This window comes from Haemophilus parainfluenzae (assembly GCF_003252795.1).
Lineage (GTDB): Bacteria > Pseudomonadota > Gammaproteobacteria > Enterobacterales > Pasteurellaceae > Haemophilus_D > Haemophilus_D parainfluenzae_K.
This window is the reverse complement of record NZ_QEPQ01000001.1, coordinates 53,118-71,575: the sequence shown is the minus strand read 5'-3', so window position 1 is coordinate 71,575 and position 18,458 is coordinate 53,118. Positions and strand designations below refer to the sequence as shown.

Below are 18,458 nucleotides of genomic sequence, written 5' to 3'. Positions count from 1 at the left end.
TATACTGCAAACTTACGCCGATAAAATCAAGCTTTTTTTCAAAAAGGATTTATAAATGGATAAACTCAATGCAATTTCGGTTTTCTGTAAAGTAATCGAAACGCAAAGTTTTACACAAGCCGCAAACCAACAGAATATTTCTGTGGCGATGGCGAGTAAATTAGTTTCACAATTAGAAGAACATTTAAAAACGCGATTATTACAACGTACAACACGAAAAATTGTGCCAACTGAAGCCGGGATGCTTTATTACCAACGTTGCCAAGCTATTCTATTAGATTTAAGCGAGGCTGATTCTAGCATTAGTAATATGGCGACAAGCTTGCAAGGGAATTTATTAATCTCTGTACCGCGTGATTTTGGCTTACTTTATATTTCACCTAACTTGCCTAAATTTATTGAGATTCATCCCAATTTACACGTAGAAATTGAATTTGAAGACAAACGTGTTGATCTCGTTGCTGAGGGCTATGACTTAGCACTACGTATCGGCTATATGCAAGATAGCTCACTTGTTGCGCGTAAAATTAGCAGCTCCCCTATGCATTTTGTTGCTTCGCCAAGTTATTTAGAAGCGCGAGGCACACCGCTCACACCTGACGATTTAGAATATCATCAAGGTTTACTTTATAAATCATCGTTAAATCAAGTGCATTGGCAATCAACAAAAGCCAATCAAATTCAACGTTATAAAATTCAATCTAAAGTAGTTTCCAATAATGGTATGGCGTTGTTAGAAATGACGAAAGCAGGCTTGGGTATTAGCAATTCACCTAGTTTCTTTGTCAAAGATGCGCTTGCTTCAGGTGAATTAGTTGAAATTTTGTCTGAATATAAACAAAAACCTTTAGATATTTATGTGGTTTATCCAAATCGTCGTCATTTACCGGCAAAAGTTCGCGCATTTATTGAATTTCTCGCGAGTCTCGGTTTGTGTGAAAACAGTCAAATATAAAAAACAAGGGCGGATTTAACCGCCCTTTATTATTCAAATAATGTCCAAATCGGTTTTACCTCTTCAGGTAAAAACAAATTTTTTCCTAATTCAATCCATCCACAAGGAAAATGAAAATCCGAGCCTAAAGAGGCCGCTAAGTCATATTCATTAGCTAAACGCGCAAGGTACTGACGTTGATCTTTAGTTTGTCCACTATCTGCGACTTCCATGCCATCACCACCCCATTGTTTGAAATCAACAATTAATCGACGAATCCATTTTCCTGTCATGTTATAACGCATAGGATGGGCAATGACTGCAACTCCTCCAGCAACATGAATCGTATCAATCGCTGTTGGAATATCCACCCATTCAGCTTTGACAAAACACGATTTTCCACCGCCGAGATAACGCTTAAAGGCTTGTCCATCATTTGAAACCTTTCCAATTTGCACCAAATAACGCGCATAATGGGCACGAGTTACTTCTCCATTAGCTAACGCTTTTGCCCCTTCATAGGCATTGGGGACGCCTACTTTTTCTAATTTATGACCAATTTCAACCGCTCTTTTTTCTCTCAGTGATTTTTGTTCGGCTAAAAGTGCGGTCATTTTGGGATGCGTTTTATCAAAATTTAATCCAACAATATGGATGCCACGACCTTCCCAATTCGTTGAAATTTCTACGCCATTAATTAGCTCAATACCTAATTTATCTGCTTCAAGTTTGGCTTCATCAATGCCCATCACGGTGTCGTGATCACATAAAGCAAGCACATTGACACCTTGCTCATGAGCTCGTTGCACAAGCTCCGTAGGCGTTAAAACACCATCTGAAGCCGTACTATGGCAATGTAAATCATATTTGATCATCGGCTTTCCTATAAATTAGTTTGAATAGTGTAATTATCTTCATTAACAATTACAGCTTGGCTATTTGTTAAAGGGAGTAAATTCAATTTGGGTTGATAGATCTGAACAGTTTTCTTTGAACTCTCTTCAAAAGGAAACTCACCATAATGTGGAACAATTGCAAAATCGACTAAATTTAAAGCTGAATAATTGGTTAAATCGATAGCTATATTTTTGTCATCCATAATTTGATTATACTCGATGTCGCTGGCGGTAATAATAGCACCGGCAGATTCACCAAGATAAAGCATACCTTCATCAATTCGTTTTTTTATATGTGGTAATAAATGCTTTCTTTTCAACTCTTGTAATAGATAAAACGTATTACCACCAGAAATGTAAAGGCTCGGCGTATAATTTAATTTCTCTTTAATAACCTCTTCTGTTTCTTGGGCGATATCCAAAACATCGACTTCAAAACCTAATTTATGAAAAATATCTTTTGCCTCATTAATGTATTCAACATAGCTTTCTACATTACCTGCAGTAGGAATAAATAGCACTTTATGCAATAAAAAATGCTGTTTTAAAAATCGTCTGAAAAGATTTTCTACGGCAGCAAAATAAGAGGCTAGAAATAATGTTTTCATATTATTTCTCTCTTACTTAATCTCCTGAACCAAGCCTTTAACTAAGCTTGGACCGTGATAAATCAAACCCGAATAAACTTGTAACAATTCAGCACCCGCTTCAATCTTCTCTTGTGCATTTTGTACACCATCAATGCCACCACTCCCAATAATCGGAATTTGACCTTTCAGCTCTTGATGCAATCTTCGAATAATTTCTGTACTTTTCTGCTGTAACGGTTTTCCACTTAAGCCGCCTTGTTGTTCCGCATTTTTCAAACCTGTGACGTTGTCGCGTGAAATGGTCGTGTTAGTCGCAATTACCCCATCCATTTGATGACGAAGTAACGTATCTGCAATTTGAACGAGTTCGCTCTCGGATAAATCAGGTGCGATTTTTACTGCAATCGGCACATATTTGTTATATTGCTCAGCTAATACTTTTTGACGCTGTTTTATACTTTGCAATAAATCATCAAAGTAATCACCATACTGTAATTGACGTAAATCTGGAGTATTCGGTGATGAAATATTTACCGTAATATAATCCGCATAGTTATAAGCTTTGTTTAAGCAAAATAAGTAATCATCTTTACCCTTTTCAATCGGTGTGACTTTATTTTTGCCAATATTAATCCCAATTACGCCATCAAATTTTGCCTTTTTAACATTCTCAATCGCATAATCAATACCATAATTATTGAATCCGTTACGGTTAATAATCCCTTCTGCTTCCACTAAACGGAATTGACGAGGTTTCGCATTTCCCTCTTGCGCTAAAGGCGTAACCGTTCCCACTTCAATAAAACCAAATCCCATCGCACCAAATCCATTAATCGCTTCGGCATTTTTATCAGCTCCCGCTGCTAACCCAATAGGATTTTTAAAGGTAATGCCCATCACTTGCTTAGGCGTACCTTGTGGACAAGCCAAAAGCTGCTTTAATAAAAATTGGCAAGGTGATTTACCCGCTAAATGCAGTGATTTAATCACTAAATCATGGGCGGTTTCAGGATCAAGGGAAAAAATGGCTTTACGGATCAAAGAATACATACTCGTTTATCTCTCAGGATAGTTCACTGTAAATGGAAAGTGCGGTCAAAATTAACCGCACTTTTTGTTTTATTGCAAGGCTTTTTCAATCTTCTCAAATAAATCTTTTGAGAGATCTTCAACAGCACTTAATCGTTCTAAGGCGCGTTTCATTAACGTTTGACGTTGCGCATCAAAACGTGAGAAACGAATTAATGGCTCAATTAAACGCGCAGCCACTTGTGGATTTGTTTCATTTAAACGAATTAAAACATCTGTTAAGAAACGATAGCCTGAGCCACTAATATGATGGAAAGCTTTTAAGTTGTGATTTGCAAAGCTACCCACTAATGAACGTAAACGGTTTGGATTGTTGAAGTTAAAGCTTGGGTGATCCATTAATGCTTGTACAATTTCCAATACGTTTTCATCAGGACGAGTTGCTTGTAAAGCAAACCATTTATCCATGACTAAGCCATCATGTTGCCATTTTTGTTCGAAATCCGCTAACAAGGTATCACGACAAGGTAATGCTGCTTTGGTTGCCATATTTAATGCCGCCAACGTATCTGTCATATTATTGGCATTATTATAATGTTTTTGGACTACATTATTACCAAGATTGGTGTAAGCCAAATAACTTAAACAAAGATTACGCATTGCTCGTAAGGCGATATCTTCTTGTGTTACTCGATAATCTTCAAGACGAATATGGGTGTAAATACGCAATAAATCTTCTTTCAAGTATTCTGCAATTTGCACCAACATAAATTCTCTTGCGGCTGCAATGCCATCTGGATCAATCGTTTTAAAGCTTTCTGCAAACTCAATGTCTTTTGGCAAGGTTAGAATTAATGTGGCTAATTCAATATCTTGTTCATAATTTTCCAATACATGCGCAAGTGCAGTCAAAACATCAGATGAAATGTCAAAGGCTTCACCTTGTTGGAAATGCGCCACATTACGACGCAATTCTTGGGTAAACAGCATTTGTGCTGCATCCCAACGAGCAAATTGGTTATCAGCGAATTTAAGCAAACCTAATAACTGCTCTGTGGTGTAATCATAATCCAGTTTCACTGGTGCAGAGAAATCACATAATAACGCAGGAATTGGGCGACCATAAATGCCATGGAACTCAAACACTTGGTCTTTTTCTGTTACATTTAATACATCACTTAACAATTCACCGTTATGCTGTAACATTTGTTTCGTGCCTTTGGCATCATAAAGTGCAATTTTCAATGGAATATGTAAGTTTACTTTTTCCATTTGGTCCGCTGTTGGCGGCGTAGATTGCGAAACCGTTAAACGATAAGTATGAGTTTGTTCATCATAGGCATCGCTAATCAATAATTCTGGCGTACCTGATTGGCTATACCAACGACGGAATTGTGCTAAATTAACATCATTCGCACGTTCCATTGCGGAAACAAAATCTTCACAGGTTGCCGCTTTACCATCGTTTTCTGCAATATAAAGTTGCATCCCTTTTTGGAAACCTTGTTCACCTAACAAGGTGTGCAACATACGAATCACTTCTGCCCCTTTTTCATATACAGTCACGGTATAGAAGTTATTCATTTCAATGACTTTTTCAGGGCGAATTGGGTGTGACATAGGGCTTGCATCTTCGGCAAATTGCACCGTACGTAAGAATTTCACGTTATTAATACGATTAACAGCACGGGAGCCCGTATCAGATGAAAATTCTTGATCACGGAAAACCGTTAAACCTTCTTTCAAGCTTAATTGGAACCAATCTCGGCAAGTTACACGGTTTCCTGTCCAGTTATGGAAATATTCATGTGCAATCACACTTTCAATGGCAAGGTAATCATCATCGGTTGCCGTTTGTGGATTTGCCAACACAAATTTAGAGTTAAAGATATTCAACCCTTTATTTTCCATGGCGCCCATATTGAAGAAATCCACGGCAACGATCATGTAAATATCTAAGTCATATTCTAAATTGAAACGGTCTTCATCCCATTTCATCGCTTTTTTCAGACTTTCCATTGCCCAAGCTGCACGATCAAGATTGCCGCGATCGACATAAAGCTCTAAGGCCACTTCACGACCACTTTTTGTCGTAAAGGTATCTTGTAATAAATCAAAATCACCTGCCACTAAAGCGAATAAATAGCTTGGTTTAGGGAATGGGTCATTCCATTCAACCCAATGACGACCATCCTCTAACTCGCCACTTGCAATGCGGTTACCATTAGAAAGCAAGTAAGGATATTTAGTTTTATCTGCGGTAATTTTGGTTGTATAGCGAGCTAATACATCAGGACGATCAAGCATATAGGTAATTTGACGGAAACCTTCTGCTTCGCATTGAGTACAAATGCCTTCACCTGATTGATAAAGCCCTTGTAAAGAGGTGTTTTGTGCAGGCTCTAGATTCGTCACAATTTCAAGCTCAAAATTGGCCGCACTTTGATTGGTTAAATCTAACGTTAAACTTTCGTGGTCTTGATGATAATGTTTGAAATCTTCGCCATTAAATTTGATGGAAGCAAATTGGAAACCATGACCATCTAATCGTAGGTGTGTTGCTTCGTCGTTTAAACGTTGGAAAGTTGTTTTTGCAGTGACAACGGTATGGTTAGGATCTAATTGAAAATCAAGGAAAATATCCGTAACTGTAAAATCAGGTTGTTTGTAATCTTTTCTATATTTCGCTTTAGCTAACATAATCTGCTCTATTTCTAAGAAAAAAACTCCTATTAGGATAAAATTTTATGACAAAACTTGCAATGTAATTTTCAGTCTTTACCGCATAGCAAACGATTGCTTAAAAGTGGGCAAATATGCTATTCTACGCATCGTTTTTTATCAGATAATTTTTTAAAAATATGTCAAATACCGCACAAATTGCTATTGTTATGGGCTCTAAAAGCGATTGGGCAACCATGCAAGAAGCAACTCAAATTTTAGATGAACTCAATGTGGCATATCATGTTGAAGTCGTTTCCGCACATCGAACCCCCGACAAACTGTTTGAATTTGCCGAAAATGCACAAAAAAACGGTTACAAAGTGATTATTGCAGGTGCAGGTGGTGCAGCACATTTACCTGGTATGATTGCGGCCAAAACGCTTGTGCCCGTATTGGGTGTCCCTGTTAAAAGCTCTATGTTAAGCGGTGTTGATAGCCTTTATTCTATCGTACAAATGCCTAAAGGCATTCCTGTTGGTACGTTAGCAATTGGCCCTGCTGGTGCTGCTAATGCAGGATTACTCGCCGCACAAATTCTTGCCGGTTGGGATGATGCGTTATTTGCTCGCCTACAAGTATTCCGCGAAAATCAAACTAATATGGTATTGGATAATCCTGATCCACGTACATAAAACACCTTTAAATTTGACCGCACTTTTTAAAGTGCGGTTGTTTTTTTAGCTAGATTTGATGAGAAATTTTATGCAAAACTCTACCCTCTATCCTACCGTTTATGTGCTTGGTAATGGTCAACTCGGCAGAATGTTACGTTATGCAGGCGCCCCTTTAGATATTCACGTTCAACCGCTTGAATTCAATGCGCCCGTATTTGATTTACCTAAAGATGCCATCATTACCGCGGAAATTGAACGTTGGGAAAAAACACCGTTAACTGAATTATTAGGTCATCATAAAAATTTCGTTAATCAGAATGTTTTTGGCTTATTAGCCGATCGTTTTACCCAAAAATCTTTACTGGATGAACTCAATCTCTCTACCTCACCATGGTGTTTATTAAAAGATAAAACGCAATGGCCCGAAGTATTTAAAAACGTGGGCGAAAAAGTCGTGGTAAAACGCCGCACAGGTGGTTATGACGGTCGCGGCCAATGGATTATTATGGAAAATAATCAAAGTGACATTACGGACGATTTATTCGGTGAAGTTATCGCAGAAAAATTCATTCCTTTTGATTATGAAGTGTCTATCGTAGGCGCAAGATTTAAAAATGGCGAAAAACGTTTCTATCCGGTGACACATAACCTACAGCAAAATGGCATTTTACGTTACAGTGTGACAGATATTTCATTCCCTCAACAACAAAGCCAACAAACTCAGGCTGAATCTATGCTCGGAAAAATCATGGACAAGCTTGAATATTTGGGTGTAATGGCGATGGAATGCTTTGTGGTGGGCGATAAATTATTAATTAATGAGCTCGCCCCTCGTGTGCATAACAGTGGACATTGGACGCAACTAGGTTGTGCCATTAGTCAATTTGAATTGCATCTACGTGCTTTATTAGATTTACCTACATCGTCATTACAACCCATTGCACCAAGTGTCATGGTCAATTTGATTGGTACAGAGCATAATCCACAATGGTTGAACACGCCTTTCTCCCAGTTACATTGGTATGGTAAAGAAGTTCGTCCAGGTAGAAAATTAGGTCATATCAATATTACACATCCTGATAAAATGATCATTATTCAACAGCTTGAAAAACTTCGTCACGAACTCCCTGAAGACTATCAATCTGGTTTAAATTGGGCGATTGAAAAATTAAAATAATTAAAAAAACAACCGCACTTTTTGATGAATATCTAAAAACATCAAAGTGCGGTTGATTTTTATTAGGTTCTTCTTGATAAAATCCATCGACTGAAGTATAAGATTATTTATCTCACAACACATACATAAGGAAAAGCTATGTTTGAACATATCAAAGCGGCTCCGGCCGATCCTATCTTAGGCTTAGGCGAAGCATTCAAATCTGAAACACGTGAAAATAAAATCAATTTAGGTATTGGCGTTTATAAAGATGCACAAGGTACAACGCCGATTATGCGTGCGGTAAAAGAAGCCGAAAAACGCTTATTTGATAACGAAAAAACGAAAAACTATCTGACTATCGATGGTATTGCAGATTATAACGAACGTACAAAAGAACTCCTTTTCGGTAAAGATTCAGAAGTTATTAAAGCAAATCGAGCAAGAACGGTACAAAGCTTAGGCGGTACAGGTGCATTACGTATTGCTGCGGAGTTCATCAAACGCCAAACCAAAGCTCAAAATGTGTGGATTAGTACGCCAACATGGCCAAACCACAATGCCATTTTCAATGCGGTAGGCATGACAATTCGTGAATATCGTTATTATGATGCTGAACGCAAAGCCCTTGACTGGGAACATTTACTTGAAGATTTAAGCCAAGCAAGCGAAGGCGATGTCGTGCTTTTACACGGTTGCTGCCACAATCCAACCGGTATTGACCCAACTCCTGAACAATGGCAAGAATTAGCTGCGCTTTCAGCAAAAAATGGCTGGTTACCACTCTTTGACTTTGCTTATCAAGGTTTAGCCAATGGCTTAGAGCAAGATGCTTACGGTTTACGTGCTTTTGCGGCAAATCATAAAGAATTATTAGTGGCGAGTTCATTCTCTAAAAACTTTGGTTTATACAATGAGCGTGTCGGTGCCTTTACCCTTGTGGCAGAAAATGCAGAAATTGCTTCAACTGCATTAACACAGGTGAAATCAATTATTCGTACACTCTACTCTAACCCTGCATCTCACGGTGGGGCGACCGTAGCAACAGTGTTAAATGATCCACAACTTCGTCAAGAATGGGAAAATGAATTAACTGAAATGCGTGAACGCATCAAAAAAATGCGTCATTTATTCGTTCAATTATTAAAAGAATACGGTGCAGAACAAGATTTTAGCTTTATCATGGAACAAAACGGTATGTTCTCTTTCAGCGGCTTGTCACCTGAACAAGTGGATCGTTTAAAAGATGAATTTGCGATTTACGCGGTTCGTTCTGGTCGTATCAACGTAGCTGGTATCACTGAAGACAATGTTCGTTATTTATGTGAAAGCATTGTAAAAGTGCTTTAATCAATAAAAATAAAAAGTGCGGTTAAATTTGACCGCACTTTTTTTCATCTCTACATATCAAAAAGAAAAGGCAGATTTTACTCTGCCTTTTTATCAAACAATTACCATTGGTAACCGATACTTCCGCCCCAGTTCACATCACTGCGGGTATTGATACTTGCACCAACTTTAATCGAAATTTTGTTGTTATCAGAATTTCGACCATAACCAACCGCTATTGCATTTTCATTGCGATAACCACCAACACCAACAGAAACTAAGCTTTTACCTGCTTCATTTGGACGTTGTAAGAAAGAAATCGCTGTCGCACCTGCGATACCTGCACGTAAACGACGATCAACGTGATCAATTTTGTTGTCTAAACGATTGATGTTGTTATTAATGTTTTTCACTGCATTATCAACATAACGTTTATTTACTGCATCAGTTGGGTCTTTAGGATCGGCCACATTCACAATACGATTATTATGAACATCCAATCCACCGTGTGCATGGACAGTACCGCCAACGTTAAGATCACCCGTTGTTGTCACATTTTTAAATGTCGGTGTATCAGATACTGCAACACTTAACACTTTGCCTTTTTTGTGGGTTAATTTAATATTTTTACCCGCATCAAGTGTCAATTTATCCATTTTTGTTGCAGTAGATTGAACCGTTTCTTCTGTCACTTCATTTACAACAGTACCTTCAGATGCACTTGCAGTCACGTTAAATCCACGACCTGCTGCGTTTTTAATTTCATCTTTAGTTTTTTGTGAAAGATCCACTTTGTAATTGGTTACTGTGGTAACAGAAAGACCATCTTTTTTGGTCGTTTCTCCACCTACTGTTACAGTAATTGCATCAGAACCTGCTTCAACTGATGCTGACGTGTCTTTTGCATTCACTTTAATTTCTGCTGCATTCTCACCATCTTTTACAACGACTTTAGTATTTTCACCATCCACAAAATTTACTTTGCCATGGGTATTAATACGTGATGTTTCTTTACCATTGTTTTGAATGTTAAAGCCTGCATTGTAATATGCTTGATATAACTGACTACCATTTACCGCATCATTTGAATCAGCAGTAATTCGACCTGCACCCACATTTTGGATTTGGCGAACAAGAGAGCCATCACCGACAGATACTGCACCGGTTGATTCTTTAGTGAAAGAATCACCAAAATCAAAATCAATTATCGTTTTATATGAAGAGGTGCCGTTATAATTAATTGTTTTTGAACTTGCATCATCATTAAAAGATTGTAATTTTGTTGCAGTATCATCAAATACATTTTTTGCCCCTGCAGAACTTGAGCCTAGAGCAACTGAATCTTCATGAGTATTAGTGGAATCAGAACCTAATGCAACAGAATTTGCTGCAGTCGCATTACCACCAATAGCAATACTGCTTGTACCAGTCGCATTTCCTAAAATAGCTGCAGAGTTAGTTTCACTTGCTTTAGAATTTCTACCCATCGCAATAGAATTATAACCCTCAGCTTTGGTGCTTTCACCAATCGCGATTGAGCTCACTCCTGAAGCATTACCCTCCCTTCCTAGAGCGAGGGCATTTTCTGCAGATGATTTTGATCTAAGTCCAATAGCTACAGCTCCTGTTTGACTCGAGTTTGCCGAATCACCAATCGCAACAGATGAATTACCAGTTGCATGAGCTGAATATCCTAAAGCTGCTGACTCATGCCCATCAGCATGAGCCATATCCCCCAAAGCAGTTGCAGAATAACCTTGAGCAACAGCAATAGAGCCAATTGCCAGTGCATGATGGTTAAGAGCTTTTGAAGACTGGCCTAATGCAATACTATTACCACCTGTTGCCTTAGATACAACCCCTAAAGCAATTGAGCGCTCGGCTGTCGCCTGAGCTTGAATACCATAAGCAGCAGAAGCTTGGCCACTTGCAACTGAACGTACACCAATAGTAACTGCATTTTCTCCACTCGCATTAGCTATAAAGCCTAAAGCAATAGCATCATTTCCTGATGATTTTGCGCCATTACCCATAGCGATCGCGCCACGGCCACTTGCATTTGCTTCATTACCGATAGCAGTAGCCCACCCTGCAACACTTGCTTTTGCACCATAACCAACTGCCGTACCTAGTCTTGGAGCATCACTGCCTGCACCAATTGCAATACCGCCTGAGCCCCAGCCCTTAGCTTTATCACCAATAGCAATAGTTTGTTGATTGCTTGAATAAGCTTCGTTACCAATCGCAATATTATTGCTTCCACCATTCTCAACTTTCGCATTTGTGCCTAAAACAACTGCATTAGCTGTATCTACATAAGCATCTTTTCCACCTACAACTGTATTTTTGTCATTTACGACAACATTGGTTTCAGCCATCGCACTTGTGGTTGCACCTGCTAAAACTGCAGCGCCAATAATTACATTTAATGCTTTACGTTTGTCAGTTTGAGATGATTTACTCACAGATTTGCTTAGTTCTGAAACAGCAACCCAGCATTGATTTACTTTATTCCAAATAATTTTAAAAACATGATTCATATTAAAGTTTCCTATAATCTAAAAATAACTAGTCAAGAAAAACAAAATCTTGATTCTGTATAAGTATAATACGAAACTCAGCAATTAACAGATAATTTACAAGATTTTACAAAAGCTGACAAAGAATAGTTTTTTTATGGAAAAGTTAAATGTAATGTAAAGATAAATTAAAGATAAATTAAAGATAAATTAAAGATAAATTAAAGATAAATTAAAGGTAAATTAAAGATAAATTAATAACTTAAAGTATATGTATAATTATATACTTATTCTGCTAATAAAAGTAAAAATGGCCATAAAAATGACCATTTTTTATATTGAATTACCACTTCTCTAACGCTTCTTTATCGCTTTCTCTTGCTTCAATCCAACGTTCACCTTGATTAGTTTGTTCTTTTTTCCAGAACGGAGCTTTGGATTTTAAAAAGTCCATAATAAATTCATTAGCATGGTAAGCATCACCTCGGTGAGCAGAACTAATTCCAACTAAAACAATTTCATCTCCGGTATGTAAAAGTCCCACACGATGAATCACTGACACTCGCTGAATATCCCAACGAGCTTTAGCCTGTTCTACAATTTCACGTAAGGCTTTTTCTGTCATTGCGGGATAATGTTCTAGGTATAAGCTAGATACCTCATCGCCTAAATTAAGATCGCGTACTTTACCCACAAAAATAACTGTTGCACCAACCGAATGTTGCTCAGAAAGCCATTGGTAAACGGCATTTTGATCGAAAGGCTGTTCTTGTACTGAAATTTGAATATCCGTCATTTAGCCTCCTGTTACCGGTGGGAAAAACGCAATTTCATCCCCATTTTTGACCGCACTTTCTAATGGCATCAAAGTTTGATTGATAGCGACTAAAAGCTTCCCTTTTTCTAACGCTAACGCCCATCTATCACCTTTTTGAGCAAGATGTTCACGCACCGCTTCCGCTGTTGCAAAATCGCCTTCAAGCTGAATAGAATCGACGCCAATTAATTCACGAGTTTGAGCAAAAAATAAAACATTTAACATCTTATTTTTCCTCCGCAATAAAATGGCCTGATTTTCCACCGCTCTTTTCTAACAGGCGAACATGTTCAATCACCATGTCTTTTTGTACGGCTTTACACATATCGTAAATAGTTAAAGCTGCCACACTTGCTGCCGTTAATGCTTCCATTTCTACGCCGGTTTTTCCGGTTAATTTGCAAAGAGATTGAATACGAACTTGGTTTGTTTCAAGTAACGGTTCTAAATTCACTTCTACTTTAGAAAGTAACAATGGATGGCAAAGCGGGATAAGCTCCCAAGTGCGTTTTGCGGCTTGAATACCTGCAATACGTGCTGTAGCAAATACATCGCCTTTGTGATGTTTGCCTTCCACGATCATGGAAAGGGTTTCTTTTGACATGGTTACAATGGCTTCAGCACGAGCTTCGCGAACAGTCTCTGCCTTTGCAGAAACATCCACCATATTGGCTTCGCCTTGAGAATTGATATGCGTAAATGTAGTCATAATAAAATAAAGTGCGGTTAAAATATTGAATATTTTACATGTGTGACAAAAGCAAAATAAGTGAATCGTTTATTCACTTATTTACTTTTAGCCGCCAATAGAAGCTAAATGGTTTCTTACGCCACTATCACCGATATGTAAATAATGATGTTCACGTTTACCTTGAAGTGCGGCAAAAATACGGGCTTGCAAAATATCTTGCTGTTCATGGGATTGCAATAAATCACGTAATTCAATGCCTTCTTCGCCGAATAAACAGAGATGAAGTTTGCCCTTCGCTGATACTCTAAGACGATTACAGCTTGCGCAGAAATTCTTCTCATAAGGCATAATTAAGCCAATTTCACCAGCATAATCAGGATGCGTAAATACTTTAGCAGGGCCATCAGTATGGGATTTGTGTTGTAATTGCCAACCATTTTGCAGCAATTTATCCGCTAATACTTGTCCTGAAAGATGGAATTTATCAAAGAAACTATCCATTTCGCCCGTTTGCATGAGTTCGATAAAGCGCATTTGAATTGGGCGATCTTTCACCCAAACAAGGAATTGCTCAAACTCTTTGTCATTCAAATTTTTCATTAAAACTGAATTGACTTTAACTTTGTTGTAGCCCACTTCGAATGCACGATCGATACCACGCATCACGTCATCAAATTTATTGATACCCGTAATTTGATGGAACATTTTGGGATCTAAGCTATCAACACTGACGTTAATAGACGTAATCCCTGCTTTCTTCCAATCAGCCACATCTTTTGCCATGCGATAGCCATTTGTCGTGACAGCTAATTGACGAATGCCATCAATGTTAGCAATGCTTTCAGCAATAGAAATAAAATCTTTGCGTAAAGTCGGCTCGCCACCTGTTAAACGGATTTTCTCTGTGCCCATTTCAGCAAACGCTTGAGCAAGGTGGGTGATTTCTTTTAAGGTTAAGAAACTTGGCTTGTTAGCTTCAGGTTGATAACCATCAGGTAAACAATAGGTACAACGAAAGTTACACTGATCGGTAATCGACAGTCGTAGATAGTAATATTGGCGTTGGAAAGGATCGACTAAGCGAGACTCTCCTACGTTTTTAATAGGAATGGATTGCATTTTACACCTTTCTAAATATGGAGAGGATAAACCGTTTCCAGCGTATCCCTGAATAACGTACCGCGTTATTGGCTTGCCGCCGTATTTCTTGTGAAACTTAGGCTAAACAAGCTCGGAGTTATGCGTTAAAAATAAATTGTGTTGATATTGTAATAAAAGCAAGCGGTTAATAGCAATAATTTGGTAAAATAACCCAACTATATTGATAAAAATAACAGCATTAACTTATATAAAAAAATATATAACATTATTTTTTATAATTATTTATAGGTAAAAAAGGAAGAAAAATGTCTGATTTATCTCGTCACAGCCGTCATGAACATTTAGACGAAATCAAACATATTGTTGCCATTGGTGGTGGCCATGGATTAGGGCGTGTATTATCGGCGCTTAGTTTTATGAAAGAGCGTTTAACCGGTATTGTCACCACCACAGATAACGGCGGTTCAACTGGCCGAATTCGCCAAGAACAAGGTGGTATTGCGTGGGGCGATCTACGTAATTGCTTAAACCAAATCATCATTGAGCCAAGCACGGCATCTGCATTATTTGAATACCGCTTTACTGGTGAAGGTGAACTTTCTGGGCATAATTTAGGCAATTTAATGCTCAAAGCCTTAGAAGATATGCATATTCGCCCCATTGAAGCCATTAACTTAATTCGTGAATTACTCAAAGTAAAATCTCACATTATTCCCATGTCAGAAGAACCTGTTCATCTTGCCGCGAGTTTAGGTTCAGGCTCCAGTATTGTCGGTGAAGTGAGCATTGATAATTTAACAGAATTACCCCAATCACTTTTCTTAGTGCCTATGGTTAAAGCTGCACAAGAAGCCATCCAAGCATTGGAGCAAGCGGAAGTCATTTTACTTGGTCCAGGAAGTTTTATGACGAGCATTATGCCTCCGCTATTGCTACCTGAATTAGCTACTGCCCTGCGTGATAGCAAAGCGAAAGTGATTTTTATTGATAATTTAGGGGTAGAAATTGGCGCCGCCTCTCAGCTTTCACTGGCTGATCGTATTCAGAAAATTCATGAAATTGTTGGCGAACCCATTATTGATGGTGTCATTACACCTTATCGCGAAAAAAGTGCGGTCGATTTGTCTGCGATTTCTTCTGTTAAAATTTTAGCTAAACGCTTGAATGCAGATGATATCAGCTATCGTCATGACAGAACATTACTTGCCAAAGCTATCGATGAATTAGTGGGTGAATTAGATTACGAATAAAAAACCGCACGTTAAAGTGCGGTCATTTTTTGCTTATTTTTTCCCGAAAACTCTTACATTCGTGAAACCATTTTCTTTTAAATAAAGTGCTTGCAGTTTACTCATCACACCTCGCTCACAATAAAGCACATAATTTTTACTTTGATCTAATGAGCCGAATTGTGAAGATAATTTATAAAACGGCAGTTGCATCACTTGATGCTCATCTGATTCAAATGGATTTTCATCTGTCTCTTCTGGGCTGCGAATATCTAAAATAATATCATTTTCACCAAGCACTGAAATGGTATCCACTTCCACCACTTCTTTCTCCGTTTCTTCTGCAATCTGACGAATATCTAAATATTGTGCATTTTCAACCGCACTTTCCAACACGCCAAAATCAAAGTGATTTTCTTCTTCAAGAATTTTTTCACGTACTGCTTTAATCGTTGGATTTTTAGAAATCACTCCACAGAATTCCGGCATTGATTTAGCAATATCATCTGTGCCGATCTCTTTCGCCATCGCGATAATTTGTTCTTTATCATGGGTAATGAGTGGACGTAATACTAACGCATCAGATGCTTCATCAATTAAACGTAAATTGGTCAAGGTTTGGCTCGAAACTTGTCCGAGTGCTTCGCCAGTAACAATGGCTTGAATATCAAAGCGTTGTGCGACTTTACTTGCAGCTCGTACCATCATTCGTTTTAACACGACGCCCATTTGTCCGTTATCGACTTTCTCTAAAATCTCGCCCACTACGCCTTCAAAAGGAATGGCAATAAAGCGGACTTTATGAGATGAGCTATAGCAATTCCAAATATGGTAAGCCATTTGTTTCACGCCAATTTCATGGGCTGCACCACCTAAATTGAAGAAACAATAATGCACACGTGAACCACGGCGAATGAGCATATAACTGGATACGCCTGAGTCAAAGCCCCCTGAAATCAATGAAAGCACGTCTTCCTGCGTCCCAATTGGATAACCACCAAGGCCAACATGACGAGCTCTCACCAGCATCATTTTGTCATCTTCAATATCAATACGCACCGTCACATCAGGATTTTTTAAGCGTACTTTTGCACTTTCAATATGCTGATTTAAACCACCACCGATATAACGTTCTGCTTCAATGGAACTAAAATCATGTTTTCCTTTGCGTTTTACACGTACACAAAAAGTTTTGTTTTCAAGTTGAGTAGCAACATCCGCTAAGGTTAACTCAAAGATATGATGTAAATCGGTAAACGGTTTTTCTTCCACTTCTAAAAAATGATGAATACCCGGAATGCGTTGTAAAAGCGCAATCAACTCTTCACGATTGGCTTCATTTTTTGACCGCACTTCGATGTAATCCCAATGACGAACAACAGCCGTTTCTTCATCATATTTTTGTAAAATATTGCGGATATTAGAGGTCAAAATTTTCGCGAAACGCTTACGCACGGTTTCGCTTTTAATCATAATTTCAGGAAAAAGTTTAACAATAAATTTCATAATAATCTGTGAATAATAAAAAATGGCCGTATTGTACGCTAAATTCCAGATCCCACAAAGTTCAAATTCTCACGAAAAACTGACCGCACTTTGAAATAAGTTTTTAACATCCCTATAAAAATCAAGTACAATACGGAGCAATTTATTCATCTGAAAAGGATAATTTAATGGCGCGTAAACCAGCAAATGCTGAACCAGATTTTGAAACAACACTTGCACAATTAGAAACCATTGTGACAAAACTTGAAAGCGGTGAATTACCATTGGAAGATGCGCTGAAAGAATTTGAAAATGGCATTAAATTGGCTCAACTTGGCCAAGAACGCTTACAACAAGCAGAGCAACGTATTCAAATTTTGTTACAAAAAAGCGAAACCGCCCCATTAAGTGATTATCAAGGGGACGAGTAATCCATGAGTTATCAATTCGGCACTGAACTCAAACAAGTTCAAGATCGTATTAATCAGTTTTTAGCCAATCAATTTGAAGAAATTGACTCTTATAATGCCCCTTTGCGTGATGCCATGAAATATGGCTTATTGCTAGGCGGCAAACGCGTTCGTCCTTTCCTTGTCTATGCAACGGGTAAAATGCTGGGCGCAGAAATGTCCGCTTTAGATTACGCGGCAGCAGCCATTGAATCTATTCACGCTTATTCTTTAATCCATGATGATTTACCTGCAATGGACAACGATGAACTTCGTCGTGGTCAACCAACTTGTCATATTGCTTTTGATGAAGCTACGGCTATTTTAGCAGGCGATGCGTTACAAACTTTTGCCTTTGAAATTCTTACCGAAGCCCCTTCTCTTTCCGCAGAACAAAAATTGCAATTAGTGAAAGTATTGGCTCAAGCATCTGGCGTACAAGGCATGTGTTTAGGGCAAAGTTTAGATTTAATTTCAGAGCACAAACAAGTTAATTTAGACGAATTAGAACTTATTCATCGCAATAAAACGGGTGCATTGCTAACAGCCGCATTAAAACTGGGTTTTATCTGTTCACCTCACTTTGAAAACAAAGAATTAGAGCAACAACTAGAACGTTATTCACAAGCTATTGGTCTGGCGTTCCAAGTGCAAGATGACATTTTAGATATTGAAGGTGACAGTGCTGAAATCGGCAAACCAGTGGGTTCTGATTTAGGTTTAGATAAAAGCACTTATCCAAAGCTGTTAGGATTAGAGGGCGCGAAACAAAAAGCACAAGAACTCTACCAAACCGCCTTACATGAATTAGACAATTTACCTTTTGATGCTACTGCATTGCGTGCATTAGCTGAATTTATTGTCAATCGTAAAAGTTAATGGTGACAGTACTGAC

The 18,458-nt window shown here is 38.3% G+C and carries 17 protein-coding genes and 1 riboswitch; of the genes, 7 read left to right on the top strand and 10 right to left on the bottom strand.

Annotation, left to right across the window (positions count from 1 at the left end; genetic code table 11):
• Nucleotides 1-55 precede the first annotated feature (55 nt).
• A complete protein-coding gene (locus tag DPV81_RS00350) occupies nt 56-955 on the top strand; it encodes a LysR family transcriptional regulator (protein WP_111386083.1) in 900 nt (299 codons plus the stop codon).
• Nucleotides 956-984: 29 nt separating this feature from the next.
• Here the strand turns inward: DPV81_RS00350 and rnm are convergent, their stop codons facing one another.
• The 4 genes from rnm to pepN all read right to left on the bottom strand — a co-directional run bounded on the left by rnm (nt 985) and on the right by pepN (nt 6,149).
• Nucleotides 985-1,809, bottom strand: coding sequence for an RNase RNM (rnm, locus tag DPV81_RS00345; RefSeq protein WP_070867862.1), 825 nt, complete (start codon nt 1,807-1,809; stop codon nt 985-987).
• A gap of 8 nt (nt 1,810-1,817) precedes the next feature.
• Nucleotides 1,818-2,438: a Type 1 glutamine amidotransferase-like domain-containing protein gene (locus DPV81_RS00340; protein ID WP_111386081.1), complete on the bottom strand. Its 621-nt coding sequence runs from the start codon at nt 2,436-2,438 to the stop codon at nt 1,818-1,820.
• Between the two features lie 12 nt (nt 2,439-2,450).
• Entirely contained in the window at nt 2,451-3,470 is a 1,020-nt protein-coding gene (pyrD, locus tag DPV81_RS00335) for a quinone-dependent dihydroorotate dehydrogenase (RefSeq protein ID WP_111386079.1), read from the bottom strand.
• A 69-nt stretch (nt 3,471-3,539) separates the two neighbouring features.
• The gene (pepN, locus tag DPV81_RS00330; RefSeq protein WP_111386078.1) at nt 3,540-6,149 is read right to left on the bottom strand and encodes an aminopeptidase N; all 2,610 of its coding nucleotides are present in this window, start codon (nt 6,147-6,149) and stop codon (nt 3,540-3,542) included.
• A gap of 161 nt (nt 6,150-6,310) precedes the next feature.
• On the opposite strand from pepN, the gene purE reads away from it, so the two are divergent.
• The 3 genes from purE to DPV81_RS00315 all read left to right on the top strand — a co-directional run bounded on the left by purE (nt 6,311) and on the right by DPV81_RS00315 (nt 9,293).
• A complete protein-coding gene (gene purE, locus DPV81_RS00325; RefSeq protein ID WP_049365474.1) occupies nt 6,311-6,805 on the top strand; it encodes a 5-(carboxyamino)imidazole ribonucleotide mutase in 495 nt (164 codons plus the stop codon).
• A gap of 70 nt (nt 6,806-6,875) precedes the next feature.
• A complete protein-coding gene (purK, locus tag DPV81_RS00320; RefSeq protein ID WP_111386076.1) occupies nt 6,876-7,964 on the top strand; it encodes a 5-(carboxyamino)imidazole ribonucleotide synthase in 1,089 nt (362 codons plus the stop codon).
• A 138-nt stretch (nt 7,965-8,102) separates the two neighbouring features.
• The gene (locus DPV81_RS00315; RefSeq protein WP_111386075.1) at nt 8,103-9,293 is read left to right on the top strand and encodes an amino acid aminotransferase; all 1,191 of its coding nucleotides are present in this window, start codon (nt 8,103-8,105) and stop codon (nt 9,291-9,293) included.
• A 101-nt stretch (nt 9,294-9,394) separates the two neighbouring features.
• Here DPV81_RS00315 and DPV81_RS00310 read toward each other — a convergent pair whose 3' ends face one another.
• The 5 genes from DPV81_RS00310 to moaA all read right to left on the bottom strand — a co-directional run bounded on the left by DPV81_RS00310 (nt 9,395) and on the right by moaA (nt 14,418).
• Entirely contained in the window at nt 9,395-11,812 is a 2,418-nt protein-coding gene (locus DPV81_RS00310; protein ID WP_111386073.1) for a YadA-like family protein, read from the bottom strand.
• Between the two features lie 322 nt (nt 11,813-12,134).
• Nucleotides 12,135-12,587, bottom strand: coding sequence for a molybdopterin synthase catalytic subunit MoaE (gene moaE / locus DPV81_RS00305; RefSeq protein WP_005631888.1), 453 nt, complete (start codon nt 12,585-12,587; stop codon nt 12,135-12,137).
• Nucleotides 12,588-12,833 (bottom strand): molybdopterin synthase sulfur carrier subunit, encoded by a 246-nt coding sequence (moaD, locus tag DPV81_RS00300; RefSeq protein ID WP_009499890.1) that lies wholly within the window; start codon nt 12,831-12,833, stop codon nt 12,588-12,590.
• A gap of 1 nt (nt 12,834) precedes the next feature.
• Nucleotides 12,835-13,317, bottom strand: a complete 483-nt coding sequence (gene moaC / locus DPV81_RS00295) for a cyclic pyranopterin monophosphate synthase MoaC (protein WP_009499888.1) — start codon at nt 13,315-13,317, stop codon at nt 12,835-12,837.
• An 87-nt stretch (nt 13,318-13,404) separates the two neighbouring features.
• Nucleotides 13,405-14,418: a GTP 3',8-cyclase MoaA gene (gene moaA / locus DPV81_RS00290; protein ID WP_005696149.1), complete on the bottom strand. Its 1,014-nt coding sequence runs from the start codon at nt 14,416-14,418 to the stop codon at nt 13,405-13,407.
• Nucleotides 14,407-14,548: riboswitch (molybdenum cofactor riboswitch) on the bottom strand. (Overlaps the previous gene by 12 nt.)
• A 157-nt stretch (nt 14,549-14,705) precedes the next feature.
• Here moaA and DPV81_RS00285 point away from each other — a divergent pair.
• Nucleotides 14,706-15,650 (top strand): gluconeogenesis factor YvcK family protein, encoded by a 945-nt coding sequence (locus DPV81_RS00285; RefSeq protein ID WP_111386071.1) that lies wholly within the window; start codon nt 14,706-14,708, stop codon nt 15,648-15,650.
• Nucleotides 15,651-15,683: 33 nt separating this feature from the next.
• Here DPV81_RS00285 and thiI read toward each other — a convergent pair whose 3' ends face one another.
• Nucleotides 15,684-17,135 (bottom strand): tRNA uracil 4-sulfurtransferase ThiI, encoded by a 1,452-nt coding sequence (thiI, locus tag DPV81_RS00280; RefSeq protein ID WP_111386069.1) that lies wholly within the window; start codon nt 17,133-17,135, stop codon nt 15,684-15,686.
• 167 nt (nt 17,136-17,302) lie between these two features.
• On the opposite strand from thiI, the gene xseB reads away from it, so the two are divergent.
• Together xseB and ispA are read left to right on the top strand one after the other, a co-directional pair.
• Nucleotides 17,303-17,545, top strand: coding sequence for an exodeoxyribonuclease VII small subunit (gene xseB, locus DPV81_RS00275; RefSeq protein WP_005696153.1), 243 nt, complete (start codon nt 17,303-17,305; stop codon nt 17,543-17,545).
• Between the two features lie 3 nt (nt 17,546-17,548).
• On the top strand, nt 17,549-18,442 hold the full coding sequence (ispA, locus tag DPV81_RS00270; protein ID WP_111386068.1) for a (2E,6E)-farnesyl diphosphate synthase: 894 nt from the start codon (nt 17,549-17,551) through the stop codon (nt 18,440-18,442).
• Nucleotides 18,443-18,458: the final 16 nt, after the last annotated feature.